Source organism: Bacillus cereus group sp. Bce041 (genome assembly GCF_052646455.1).
The window spans coordinates 562,030-575,442 of record NZ_JBQXON010000002.1 but is presented as its reverse complement, the minus strand read 5'-3'; the positions used below and the strand labels follow the sequence as shown (position 1 = coordinate 575,442).

Genomic DNA, 13,413 nt, shown 5'->3' with positions numbered 1-13,413 from the left:
AAGACTCTTTTAATCTATTTACTTCGTAATAAATTGTTGTGTCCAGTAGTTGCCGCTTTCTACATAACCAACACCGATGTGAGTGAAGCCGTTATTTAAGATGTTTGCACGGTGTCCAGCGCTGTTCATCCAAGCTTGTACTACTTCTTCAGGTGTACGTTGACCTTGAGCGATGTTTTCACCTGCAGATGTATAAGAAATACCAAATTTCTTCATCATGTCAAACGGAGACCCGTATGTAGGGCTGTTATGATCAAAGTAGTTGTTTTTTTGCATATCTTCAGACTTAATACGTGCTACTTTACTTAATTCAGTATCGATTTTTAGTGCTGGTAAGCCTTGTTTTGCACGCTCAGCGTTTGTTAATTCAACAACACGTTGTTCAAACTCGCTTAAAGATTTTGCTTCTTCAGCAGGCTTTTGCTCAGCTGGTTTTTGCTCAGCTGGTTTTTGAGTATTGTTGTTTTCAGCAGGCTTTTGAGCTTCTGGTTTTTGAACTTCTTCAGCAGGCTTTTGCTCGGCAGGTTTTTGCTCAACTGGCTTTTGAGTTTCTGGCTTAGCTGTTGGTTGCTCAGTTACAACATTTTCAGTAGGTTGTTGATCAGGAATGAAGCAGTTTGGTTGGAAGTTTCCTTGTTGCCATTGTGCTAATGATTCAACTCCCATAGATTGTAAGAATGCTTGTAATTCTTGTTGGCTCATTTGTTTCATCATTACTTTTGAATGCTGAATATTTTGAACCTTTACGTTAGATGGTTGTACTGTTGCAGCTTGTGCATCTAGAGAAGATACTCCTAAAGTAAGAGCTGTTGCAGCAGCTACAGATAATAAAACACGCTTTTTCATGATGTGTGTCCCCCTATATAAAGTTTTAATTTGTTTTCACACGATTTGTTTTTGACAGCCTGTCTGACTGACAAATTCATCGTAGCATACAATTTGCGAGAAAAAAGATGGAAAAAAATTCATAGACTTTAAAATTACCTAATTTATCCTAAGAGAAGAAGGGAGTAAAAATAAGAGAAATATAGAGTATAAAAGGAATTTATAGTGTTTTTATACTTGGTTTTAAGAGGGGATTTTTGGATAAAGTTACCTAAATAGAAAATGAAGAATCCTATTGTATCAATGGTTTGAACGATTTTTTGAGGAATATAATGGATTGATTTTTACAAAACTGTAATGTTTCTGTTGTTCTTTTTTATAATAAAGTAACATATTTTTAATGTTGTAGCAGACAAAAAAGCGGCTATCTCTTTACATAGACGAAGGAGATAGCCGTTTTCCTATTATTACGTATGTTACGAGTTATTACGAGTTAGTTTCAATTGCTTCTAATAATAAATCCACAATGTGAATTCCTCTCATTTTATGAGAAAGCCCTTCTCGCTCAATGCCCAATTTCATTTGTAATAAACAACCTGGATTTGCAGTAACAATGGTTGCTGCTTCTGTTTCATGCACACGGTCCATTTTGTAATCTAGAAATTCCATTGATAACTCTGAATGAACAATATTGTAAATACCAGCAGAGCCACAGCAGCGGTCGGCATCTTTCATTTCTCGATATGTTGCACCTTGGATAGCCTCTAGTAACATACGAGGTTCAGAAGATGTGCGCATAACATTGCGTAAATGACAAGAGTCTTGATACGTAATAACCTGCGGCGTGAGTCGTAAGTCAGTTCGCTTATGGAAGTCTAATTCTACTAGTATAGCAGTAATATCTTTAATTTTAGAAACAAACTGCTTAGCACGTTCAGCCCAATCCGGATCATCCTTTAAAAGATAATCATAATCTACAAGATAAGCCCCGCAACCACCTGCATTCGTAATAATATAGTCGATGTTTAAATTTTCGAATGCTTTTATATTTCGCTTTGCTAATTCTTTTGCTCCACTCTTTTCACCAGCATGTCCATGCAATGCACCGCAGCAACTTTGTGTTTTCGGAATAACGATATCACAACCAGCTAATTGAAGAAGTTTCATCGTTGCATTATTTGTTTCTAAAAACATCGTATCCATTAAGCAGCCTGTAAAGAATGCAACTTGTTTTTTCTTTGTACTTTCTGCAGGTAAAAATGAAGGACGATCTTTCATCGCTTTCATTTTAGGGACTTTTGGTAAAACGAGATCCATCGTTGCAAGGGTTTCAGGGAATAACTTCATAATCCCTGTTTTATGTGTTAGCGTTTGTAAACCAGAACGTTGATAAAATCCGATTAGTCCAGTTAATGTTCTCATTCGATTTTGATGGGGGAATAATCCTTCAAAAACGACTTTTCGAACAGCTTTCACTGGCACTGAGAATTTTTTATTTTGATTAATAATATCACGAGCTTCTTCTAATAAATGTCCATAATTTACACCAGATGGACAAACAGGCTCACAAGCACGGCAACCAAGACAAACGTTTAATGTATGTTCAACATCTTCATCTGGTTCGATTAAACCATCAACGACTGCTTTCATTAATGCAATACGTCCGCGCGGTGAATGTGACTCTTTATATCCGGATTGAATGTAGGTAGGACAAGTAGGTAAACAAAAACCGCATCGCATACAGTTTAGTAATTCATCTTCACTTAATCGTTCTTTAAATTCTTTTTGAATATTTTCTTTATTTAATGTGGTCATCGCTCAACCACCACTCTTTTTCGAGTGTCTTTCGCGAACATTTTTCCAGGATTCATAATGTTATTTGGATCGAAAGCTTGCTTTATTCCTTGCATAGCTGCAATACCTTCTTTACCTAATTTCATTTCTAAATATGGAGCTTTCATTGCACCAACACCATGTTCACCAGTAATTGTGCCACCAAGTTCAATTGCTTTCGCAAATATTTCAGCAAAAGCTTGCTCAGCTCGGTGCATTTCTTCTGCATTACGAGCGTCTGTCATACAAGTTGGATGTAAATTACCATCACCAGCATGTCCAAACGTACAAATAGGAATATTATATTTTTTTGCAATGGCATTAATAGCTTCAACCATCGGAGCGATTTGTGAACGTGGTACAGTCGCATCTTCTAATATTGTAGTAGGTTTTAATCGTGCGAGCGCTGATAGAGCACTACGGCGAGCGGTACGAAGCGCATCTGCTTCTGTTTCACTTTTTGCAACGCGAACATCAACCGCATTCATAGAGTGACAAACGTTAGCCATTTTTTCAATATCTCGATTGACTACTTCGGGCGGACCGTCTTGTTCGATTAATAAAATTGCTTTTACATCTGTAGGTAAACCGATTTGTGCAAACTCTTCTACTACTTCAATTGTCGGTTGGTCTAAAAACTCCAGTGTTGCTGGAATGATTTTATTTGCAATAATAGAAGAAACAGCATGTGCAGCTTCATTAATATCTTCATATAGTGCAAGCATTGTTTTCTTTGTTTCAGGCATAGGAACAAGTTTTAATATAGCTTCTGTTACCACGCCAAGTGTTCCTTCAGAACCGATAAATAAACGAGTTAAATCGTAACCAGCTACATCTTTTGCTAATTTACCACCAGTGCGAATAATATCGCCATTTGGTAAGACAAGTTCAAGCCCCATTACATAATCACGTGTTACGCCATATTTCAAACCGCGTAATCCACCTGAGTTTTCATTAATATTACCGCCGATTGTAGAAATTTTCATCGAGCTTGGATCTGGTGGATAAAATAAACCTTTTTCTTCTACCGCTTTAATAATATCAAGTGTAATGACACCAGCTTGTACAGTAATTGTTAAGTTTTCTTCATCAATTTCTAAAATATTGTTCATATGGCGGAAAATAAGGACGATACCGCCTTCAAGTGGACATGTTCCTGCGCAAAGGTTTGTTCCAGACCCGCGCACATACACAGGGATTTTGTGAGTGTTACATACTTTTAACACTTCAGCTACTTCATTTGTATTACGAGGAGCAATGACTGCATCAGGCATTGCTTGGAAGTTTGGAGTGGCATCATAACTATAAGTTAAACGCCCCATATTGGATGTATCTACATTATCTTCGCCAACAATAGATACGAATGAATGAATAATTTGTTTTTCTAACATTGGAAATCCCCCTCAAACTGTTAACGTGTTTAGTTATAATAAACAACGTGGTAACAGTGCTTTCATTATAATGATAAAAAAGTCGAGGGATTCTTTCTATGTATAATCATCTAAAGATTAATCTGTTTTATCATTCTTTTTTGTATAATTATCTAATAGGAGAAGTGCGAAGTACAAAACGTTTAAGTCTTTGAATTGTTTTGGATCAAGTCCTGTATGTTCTTCAATCTTTTTTAGCCTGTAATGTAATGTGTTAATGTGTATATGTAATTGTTTAGCCGTCTGTTTATAAGATTGGTTATAATCGATAAATAAGCGTAAAGTTTGCATAAGCTCAGGAAATGATAATAAGTTTTCGATGGTACGCTCTAGAAATTGTTCACGCGTTTCGACAGAAATATCTTGTAAACACATTTCTAAACGTAAATCTTCATTAAATACAATTTTTTTCGTTTCCAATGATACAGAAAGAGCGCGTAATGCTTGTTCGTAACATATGCTCATATTGTTTGGGGTAACTGTTTGTCCAATCCCTATATATAAAGGAATAGAAAATAAAGTTTCGCAGTCTTGTTTTAACCGTTTTAAAAATTGATAAGTTTGTTCTTTGGAGCTCATCGCTGTAAATAAAATAAAACGATCATTTCCCCAGCGAACAAATAGATGCTCTTTTGTTAAAATATTACGTATGTGTTGCCATATTTTACGCTGGAGCATCGTGTCATTTTTGCCAATAGAAAACAAAATAAGTTGTTTTTTCTTATATAAATCAATACCAAGTGTTTTGGCGCGATCAAGAAAACTTGGAGACCACTCTGTATTTTGAAGCCAATCAAAGACAAAAGCTTCATAAGAACGGTGCTCAAGTTCTAGTTGCTCTAAAAAGTAGTTTTCATGAATTAATAATTCGGTCATCTTACGCAATATTTCTCCGTAGCGTGAAATATTTTCAGGTTCTCCTGTAATTCCAATGACACCAATTACTTCATCATGAAATAATAAAGGAAGATTCATCCCAGCCTTTACACCTTGCAATTGCCTTTCATCTTCTTTTGTAATGATGACGGTTTTCTTTTGTTTGGCACAGCGGAGTGCACCTTCATGAAATTGACCAATTCTTTCTGTATCTGTACTTGCGATAATAACGCCTTCTATATTAATGATAATAATATTTTCTGTAATTAGTCTGCGTACTTCTCGTACAATTTTATTCGCTAAATCAGGAAATAGCATAATTGACACACCTCAAATTCTATTTGTTGTACATTATATATGTAAATTGAGTAAGAAAGGGAAATTTCACACTTTCCACACATTTATTTGTTATTTTACAATTATAACGAAATCATCCGAAGATGGAGGGAATCTTTTGAGAAAGTATGTTTTTCTTCTCTGTTTTTTATTTCTATTAGTAGGGTGTCAAGGAAGTTCATATACACCAATTGCTAAAGATAAAAATGTTATTATAACTACGAATATAAAAGAAGGCAGCATTAGTTTTATTGATAAAAAAGATAAAAAGTTAATTACGACATGGGAACTAAATGAGCCAATGGCCGGAATCACACTGCTTCCAAATGGCGATGAAATACTTGTATACGGTAAGCAATTAGAATATATGTATGTATATTCACTAGCGGAAGGAAGGCAAGTGGGAAAATATAAAACTGGAAAGGGCATTGTAAATGTGGTCGTATCAGCAGATAAAAAACAATTATTTGCTGCTGATCAAAATGTTCAAAAGGTAAGGTTCTTTACGATAAATGGGAAAGAGACAGGAAATGTTTCAACAGGAAAAGGGCCTATAACGATGGTAGAGTATCAGAATCGGTTATCTGTACTAAACTTTTATGATACGAAACTAACGACAATTGATACGAAGAAAAAAGAAGTTATTCAATCCTTTATGATTCCGCCAGCATCAACAGGAGCGACGATTAGTCCTGATGGGAAAGAAATATGGATTGGCGGACATGGTGATGGAAATCAAGTAAATGAGAAAGTGTTAGTGTATTCTTTACAGAGTGGAGAAATGGTGCGTTCTTTACACGCTCCATTTATGCCTGTGAATATAACGAGGGATAGTAAGTACGTATATGCACTCAGTCATGGGTCGAATACACTTAGAAAGTTTGATATTAGAACATATAAAGAAATAGCTTCTGTAGAAGTAGGGTCGAATCCATTTGCATTTTTTGAGAGCGGAGCAGAAGGGTATGTAGCCAGTTATGATAGTGATGAAGTGTGCGTTATAGATATGAAGAATTTGAAAATAAAACAAACAATTAAAGTCGGAAAAGGACCGTTTCAACTCATAGAGAGGGAAGGGAAGGACAATGAATAAATATAGAGTGCTAGTTGTAGATGATGAAAGTGATATGAGACAGCTTGTTGGAATGTATTTGGATAACTTTGGATATGAGTGGGGAGAAGCTGAGAATGGAAAAGAGGCTCTTAAAAAACTAGAAACGGATCATTATGATTTCGTTGTATTAGATATAATGATGCCAGAAATGGATGGACTTTCAGTTTGTAAAGAAATTAGAAAAACGTCAGATGTGCCGATTATATTTTTAACGGCAAAAGGTGAAGAGTGGAATAGGGTGAACGGCTTACGTATGGGAGCAGATGACTATATTGTAAAACCGTTTAGTCCTGGTGAATTGGTTGCCCGTATGGAAGCTGTGCTAAGAAGATATACAAAGCAAGAACAGCAAGAAGAGATTCAATTTGGACCAATTCTTATCAATGAAAAAAGTAGACGAATAGAGGCGGATGGTGAGTCGATTTCTCTTACTGTAAAAGAGTTTGATTTATTATATTTTCTTTGCCAACATACAGGACAAGTATTTAGCCGGGAGCAATTACTTGAAAAGGTATGGGGATATGATTATGCCGGAAGTACAAGAACGGTAGATACGCATGTGAAAACGATGCGCTTGAAGCTTGGAGAAAGTGGAAACTACATTCAAACTGTTTGGGGTGTAGGCTATAAATTTGAGGTGTAACGTATGTTTACGATGGTACAAAAACTTTGGCTTACAGTAGTATGTGCAGTATGTGTAACAGTGTCCTTTCTTTATTTCGTATCTTTATACTCGTATGAAAAATTATACGTTGATAATTTAAAAGCTTCGTTAGTAATGGAAGGAAAAAGTCTTGCTGCTCAATATGATAAGCGTGAAGGAATATCAACTTTTGAAGAGAAAGTAAGATCGTTTGATCAAATATCTAGTTCAGACGTTATTTTCGTGTCTAATCCGCGTGATTTAAGCGCATGTTTGCCTTTTGATGTGCATCATCATTCTCTTATAAGTGAAGGAGATAGGCAAACGCTATTAGACGGGAAAACTGTGACAAAAATAGGATATGAAGAACATTTTGACCGTAATATTATGGGGGTTGTCATCCCTGTATTGGAAAATAAAAAATTAGTCGGAATTGTCTATTCGTATATTCCTTTAAAAAGTATAAAAGATTTAATCTATGATATGGGTCTTATTTTAGCACCGTTAGCAATTGCTATGATTTTAATTACGATATGGGTTGGAAGGAAAATTATAATTGCAATTACGAAGCCACTTTCGCAAATGGAGCGGGTTGCAAATCATTTGGCTACGGGAGATTTTTCGGAGCGGATTACAGTTTCTTCAGAGGATGAAATTGGACGATTAGGAAAAGCATTTAATAAAATGGCAAATTCATTAGAAACAGAAGATGTAAAGCGTAAGGAATTTTTAGCAAATGTTTCGCATGAACTTAGAACACCACTTAGTTATATAAAAGGGTATAGCGAGGCTATTTTAGATGGTGTTGCAAAGGGACCGCAGCAGGAAAAAGTAACGCAGCTAATTCATAAAGAAGCAGGTCGTATGCAGCGTCTCGTTCATGACTTGTTAGACTTAGCACAATTAGAAGGTGAGCACTTTCCGTTAAAGAAGCAACCTATCGTTTTTTCACAGCTGATTGAAGACGTATTAGATACGTATGAGATTAAGTTTATAGAAAAGGAAATTCATATTTCAACTAATTTAAATCCAGAGGTCATTGTCATGATTGATGAAGATCGTATGCAACAAGTGCTTCATAATGTGTTAGATAATGCGATACGGTATACAAATCAAAAAGGAAATATCGTTATAACTTTAGAGCAAATCGATGATTACTGTGAATTAAAAATAAAAGATACAGGAATTGGTATTGATATAGAACATTTGGAGAATCTTGGAGAACGCTTTTACCGAGTTGATAAAGCGAGAAGTCGTCAACACGGTGGAACAGGTTTAGGCCTTGCTATTGTGAAACAAATTGTTCATATACATGGTGGACAGTGGAAAATTGAAAGTGAAAAAGATAAGGGAACAACGGTTATTATTAAACTGAATGTACAGGATGAGGGGAGCATGTTCTAATTTTTAGGACATGTTCTTTATATTGAAGAAAATATTTATCCCGCTATTCGCCGGGCAGTAAGACCCTCACCTCAAAATTCAACGGAAGCAAAGAAGTTAGGTGGAGGCCCTGCTGCCCGTAAAAGTCCGATTCGTGAGGGCTAATAATCAGTGGGCGATGAACAAAACCCCCACTGATTAAAGTTTCACTTTATACGTAAAAATATAAATTAATATGTAATAAATATCGAAAATTTGACTATTTTATGAACAAAACATTTGTACTTCTTATCAATTCGGTCTAAAATAGTTATGATGCAAAGTTCTTATAAATCGTTTCAATTGTTGTTTGGAAGATACTGAGGTGATTTAACTGGAGTACAAATCTATTAAACCGAAAAAAATTTACGAAGAAGTATCTGAAGCTATTTTAACAATGATTAAAAATGGTACGTTAAAACCTGGTGACAAACTACTCCCTGTGCATCAATTAGCTGAGCAGTTTCAAGTTGGCAGATCTGCTGTTCGTGAAGCGCTAAGTGCGCTAAGAGCGATGGGCTTAATTGAGATGAAACAAGGAGAAGGTACATATGTGAAGAACTTCGATTCTTCTTCATTAACGAAATCATTAAACAATAGATTATTAATGAAGAAAGAAGATATTTTGAATTTATTAGAAGTACGAAAGGTGCTTGAAGTGGGGGCAGTTCGAGTAGCGGCGGCAAAACGTACGGAAGATAATTTACAAAATATGAAACATTGGTTAGATGAAATGGCAAAGAGCATTGGAGATGAAAAGGCTGGCGAAAAAGCCGATTTTCAATTTCATATGGGAATTGCAGAGTCTTCGCATAATAACATTTTGCTTGAACTCATGAATCATGTTTCAGAGATGATTGCTGAAACAATTGGTGAATCAAGACGCATTATTTTATATGGTGAACAAACGACATCAGAACGACTTATAGAAGAGCATCAAGTTATATATGATGCGGTGTTAAAACAAGATGTAGAATTAGCGCAGCAAGCAATGCTAGATCATTTAACAAATGTAGAACATATTGTCACAGGTAAAAACGATATAAATTCGTAATTTAATCTTTTAAAAATTTAATTTTCTGATAAAATAGAGAAAGATTAAGTAAGCGTTTTCTTTAGAAGAGGGAGAGGATAGGCCATGGTTGAGCCTATTTCTTCTCTACTAAATCATCTGATGACCATATGTTTGTTGGTGAAGTTGTAAAAAGGGGGAGTAATAGTTATGAAAGTTACTTTATTTGTTACTTGTTTAGTCGATATGTTTGAAACAAATGTCGGCAAAGCAACAGTTGAAGTGTTGGAGCGTTTAGGTTGTGAAATTGAATTTCCAGAAGCACAAGTTTGTTGTGGTCAGCCTGCTTATAATAGCGGCCATGTAGAAGCAGCAAAAGAAGCGATGAAACATATGATTGAAACTTTCGAAGATGCAGAATATATTGTTACGCCATCTGGTTCTTGTGCGACAATGTTTCATGAGTATCCGCATGTTTTCAAAGATGATCCAAAGTGGGCTAAACGTGCACAAAAAGTTGCTGATAAAACTTATGAATTTACACAGTTTATTGTAGATGTTTTAAAAGTTACAGATGTTGGTGCAAGTTTACCAGGGATAGCTACTATTCATAAATCATGTCATATGACGCGTATGCTTGGAGTAAAAGAAGCACCAGGAATTTTATTATCAAATGTAAAAGGATTAACTGTGAGAGATTTGCCAAACGTGCAAAATTGTTGCGGGTTTGGGGGAACGTTTTCAGTTAAGATGACTCCAATTTCTGAGCAAATGGTAGACGAAAAAGTAGATAGTGTCATGGAAACAGGTGCAGATTATTTAATCGGTGCAGATTGTGGGTGTTTGTTAAACATTGGCGGACGTATTGAGCGTTTAGGAAAAGAAGTAAAAGTAATGCATATTGCTGAGGTACTGAATAGTCGCTCATGAAGGGGGAACATAAGCTATGTCTATGAAAATCAGTGAGAAAAAATTTAATGATCGCGTTGGTGATGGAATTCAAGATTCGTTTATGCGCGGAGCAGTATCTTCTGCACAAACGCGTTTATATACGAATCGCTTAAAAGCTGCAGATGAATTAGGAAACTGGGAAGAGTGGCGTGAACTAGGTGAACAAATTCGTCAACATACGTTAGAAAATCTGGATTATTACTTAATGCAGTTAAGTGAAAATGTATCAAAAAGAGGCGGACACGTGTACTTTGCGAAGACGAAAGAGGAAGCTGCAAAGTATATTCAAGACGTTGCCAAAAAGAAACAAGCGAAAAAAGTAGTAAAATCAAAGTCGATGGTAACAGAAGAAATTAGTATGAACCATGCGCTTGAAGAGATTGGCTGTGAAGTGTTAGAGAGTGACTTAGGAGAGTATATTTTGCAAGTAGATAACGATCCACCTTCACATATTATTGCACCTGCACTTCATAAAAATAGAACGCAAATTCGCGATGTATTTAAAGAAAAGCTAGGCTATGAAAATTCTGATGACCCATATGAAATGACAAAGTTTGTTCGTAAACAACTTCGTGAGAAATTTATGGATGCAGAAATTGGTGTAACTGGTTGTAACTTTGCTGTTGCAAATACTGGATCTCTTTGTTTAGTAACGAATGAAGGTAATGCAGATCTTGTTATGTCAATTCCTAAAACACAAATTGCGGTAATGGGTATGGAACGTATGGTTCCGACAATGGAAGAATTAGATGTTTTAGTTGGTTTACTATGTCGTAGTGCAGTAGGTCAAAAATTAACAAGTTATGTAACAGTAGCAGGACCAATTCAAGAAGAGGAAGTTGATGGACCTGAAGAATTCCATTTAGTGGTTGTTGATAATGGTCGCTCTCAAATTCTTGGATCTGAATTCCGTTCCGTATTACAATGTATTCGTTGCGCTGCTTGTGTTAACGTATGTCCTGTATATCGTCACGTTGGTGGACATTCATATGGATCGATTTACTCAGGACCAATCGGTGCGGTATTAACACCGCTTCTAGGTAGATATGATGATTACAAAGAGCTTCCTTATGCATCTAGTTTATGCGGAGCATGTACAGAAGCTTGTCCAGTAAAAATTCCATTGCATGATTTATTATTAAAACATCGTCAAGTCATCGTTGAGCAAGAAGGTCGTGCACCACTTGCAGAAAAACTAGCGATGAAAATGTTTAGTATGGGTGCTTCTTCAGCTGCTTTATATAAAATGGGTTCAAAAATGGCACCAGCGGCAATGAGTCCATTTACATCTGGTAATCGTGTATCAAAAGGTGTTGGACCACTTAAAAACTGGACGGATATTCGTGAATTCCCAGCTCCAAGTAAAGAACGATTCCGTGATTGGTATAAAGATCATAAGAAAGGCGGGGATAAATAATGACAGGATTAATTCAAAACCGTGATGCCTTTCTAGATAACATTGCAAAAGAACTTGGGCGCGCACGTAAAACAGAAGGTGTAGAGCGTCCAGTATGGAAAAGTAATGTGAATATAGAAACGTTAAAAGATTATTCACAAGAAGAATTACTAGAAGTGTTTAAAAAGCAATGTACAAACATTCATACAACTGTAGTAGAAACGACAAATGACCGTTTAGGTGAAGACCTTCAAAAAGTAATCATGGAAAACGGCGGGGGACCTATTTTATTATCAGCAGATGATCGTTTTGATGCATATGGTTTAACATCTTTATTTAAAGAAGAACTTCCAAAGCGAGACGTTGAAGTAAACGTATGGGATCCAGAGAGAAAAGACGAAAATATGCGTTTAGCTGAAAAAGCGAATATTGGTATTGCATTTAGTGATTATACATTAGCCGAATCTGGTACAATTGTTGTACAAAGTCATAAAGGGCAGGGACGTTCTTTACACTTTTTACCGACTGTATATTTTGCTATTATTCCACGTGAAACACTTGTGCCTCGTATTACACAAGCAGTTCAGGATATGAACTCACGCGTAGAAAATGGGGAGACAGCGGCATCTTGTATTAACTTTATTACAGGGCCAAGTAACTCGGCTGACATTGAGATGAATCTTGTTGTCGGAGTACATGGACCATTAAAAGCAGTATATTTCATCGTATAAAAGAGGGGAAAGCAGGCCGGAAAATGGCCTGCTTTTTTAGTAGAATAAAGGATAATATGAAGTAGAAGTTCTCTCCTTTTTTTGCTATGTTTTTTGGGAAAGGAGAGGAAGGGATGTTCACTTATTTATATGCACTGTTAGCAGGGATGGTGTTTGGTTCTTTTTTTATGTTAGTTGCGGTGAGGGTTCCATTAGGTGCGTCTATTATTACCCCGCGTTCACATTGTTATTATTGCAAATATGTGCTAAGGCCAAAAGAACTAATCCCCATCATTTCATTTTATATACAAAGAGGCTGTTGTACGAATTGTAAGAGGAAAATTCCAATTATATATGTAGCATTTGAATGTATAACAGGAAGTATATTTCTTCTTACCGTGTATATGATTGGAATAGAACGAGAACTTATTATCATTTTATCCCTTTTTTCGCTACTTCTTATTATTTCAGTTACAGATTACTTATATATGTTAATTCCTGATTGTATTTTAATTTCGTTTGCGGTTTTACTCATTCTCGAAAGTGTTTTTGTACAATTAGTTACTTGGACAGATAGTATAGTTGGTAGTGGTGTTATATTCCTTTTGTTATATTGCATGCAAAAGATATATCCAGAAGGGCTTGGCGGAGGAGATATAAAACTACTTTCGTTACTTGGTTTTATAGTAGGAGTGAAGGGAGTTTTTATCGTTTTATTTTTAGCATCTTGTTTTAGTCTTTGTTTTTTCGGGATTGGTATCGGATTAAAACGTATAGAAGTACGAAAGCCAATTCCATTTGGTCCTTTTATTAGTCTTGGGGCAATGTGCTATGTATTAGCTGTTTATTCAAATTAGAGAGGGAA

General features: G+C 35.9%; 12 protein-coding genes. 8 read left to right on the top strand and 4 right to left on the bottom strand.

The window, feature by feature from the left end:
* Nucleotides 1-18: 18 nt before the first annotated feature.
* From ACUN13_RS08960 to ACUN13_RS08945, 4 genes are all read right to left on the bottom strand, one after another.
* Nucleotides 19-846 carry a CAP domain-containing protein gene (locus ACUN13_RS08960; protein WP_025687757.1) on the bottom strand — a complete coding sequence of 276 codons (828 nt, stop codon included), beginning with the start codon at nucleotides 844-846 and terminating at the stop codon, nucleotides 19-21.
* A 465-nt stretch (nucleotides 847-1,311) separates the two neighbouring features.
* Complete coding sequence (locus tag ACUN13_RS08955; protein ID WP_025687758.1) at nucleotides 1,312-2,640, bottom strand: (Fe-S)-binding protein; 1,329 nt, start codon at nucleotides 2,638-2,640, stop codon at nucleotides 1,312-1,314.
* Nucleotides 2,637-4,049 (bottom strand): glycolate oxidase subunit GlcD, encoded by a 1,413-nt coding sequence (gene glcD / locus ACUN13_RS08950; RefSeq protein ID WP_445423757.1) that lies wholly within the window; start codon nucleotides 4,047-4,049, stop codon nucleotides 2,637-2,639. Before glcD ends, ACUN13_RS08955 begins: the two co-directional genes overlap by 4 nt.
* A gap of 117 nt (nucleotides 4,050-4,166) precedes the next feature.
* Nucleotides 4,167-5,291, bottom strand: coding sequence for a CdaR family transcriptional regulator (locus ACUN13_RS08945; RefSeq protein ID WP_157797734.1), 1,125 nt, complete (start codon nucleotides 5,289-5,291; stop codon nucleotides 4,167-4,169).
* A 127-nt stretch (nucleotides 5,292-5,418) separates the two neighbouring features.
* Here ACUN13_RS08945 and ACUN13_RS08940 point away from each other — a divergent pair, with 127 nt between their 5' ends.
* From ACUN13_RS08940 to ACUN13_RS08905, 8 genes are all read left to right on the top strand, one after another.
* Nucleotides 5,419-6,393 (top strand): YncE family protein, encoded by a 975-nt coding sequence (locus tag ACUN13_RS08940; RefSeq protein WP_001234152.1) that lies wholly within the window; start codon nucleotides 5,419-5,421, stop codon nucleotides 6,391-6,393.
* A complete protein-coding gene (locus ACUN13_RS08935) occupies nucleotides 6,386-7,057 on the top strand; it encodes a response regulator transcription factor (protein ID WP_001046397.1) in 672 nt (223 codons plus the stop codon). The genes ACUN13_RS08940 and ACUN13_RS08935 overlap by 8 nt, the downstream gene beginning before the upstream one ends.
* Nucleotides 7,058-7,060: 3 nt before the next feature.
* On the top strand, nucleotides 7,061-8,461 hold the full coding sequence (locus ACUN13_RS08930; protein WP_000494796.1) for a sensor histidine kinase: 1,401 nt from the start codon (nucleotides 7,061-7,063) through the stop codon (nucleotides 8,459-8,461).
* Nucleotides 8,462-8,843: 382 nt separating this feature from the next.
* On the top strand, nucleotides 8,844-9,533 hold the full coding sequence (locus tag ACUN13_RS08925; RefSeq protein WP_254904515.1) for a FadR/GntR family transcriptional regulator: 690 nt from the start codon (nucleotides 8,844-8,846) through the stop codon (nucleotides 9,531-9,533).
* Between the two features lie 168 nt (nucleotides 9,534-9,701).
* Entirely contained in the window at nucleotides 9,702-10,421 is a 720-nt protein-coding gene (locus tag ACUN13_RS08920; RefSeq protein ID WP_000869148.1) for a (Fe-S)-binding protein, read from the top strand.
* Nucleotides 10,422-10,437: 16 nt separating this feature from the next.
* Entirely contained in the window at nucleotides 10,438-11,859 is a 1,422-nt protein-coding gene (locus tag ACUN13_RS08915; protein WP_025687761.1) for a LutB/LldF family L-lactate oxidation iron-sulfur protein, read from the top strand.
* Nucleotides 11,859-12,569, top strand: coding sequence for a LutC/YkgG family protein (locus tag ACUN13_RS08910; RefSeq protein WP_000147187.1), 711 nt, complete (start codon nucleotides 11,859-11,861; stop codon nucleotides 12,567-12,569). Before ACUN13_RS08915 ends, ACUN13_RS08910 begins: the two co-directional genes overlap by 1 nt.
* A 113-nt stretch (nucleotides 12,570-12,682) precedes the next feature.
* Entirely contained in the window at nucleotides 12,683-13,405 is a 723-nt protein-coding gene (locus ACUN13_RS08905; RefSeq protein ID WP_000495726.1) for a prepilin peptidase, read from the top strand.
* Nucleotides 13,406-13,413 lie beyond the last annotated feature (8 nt).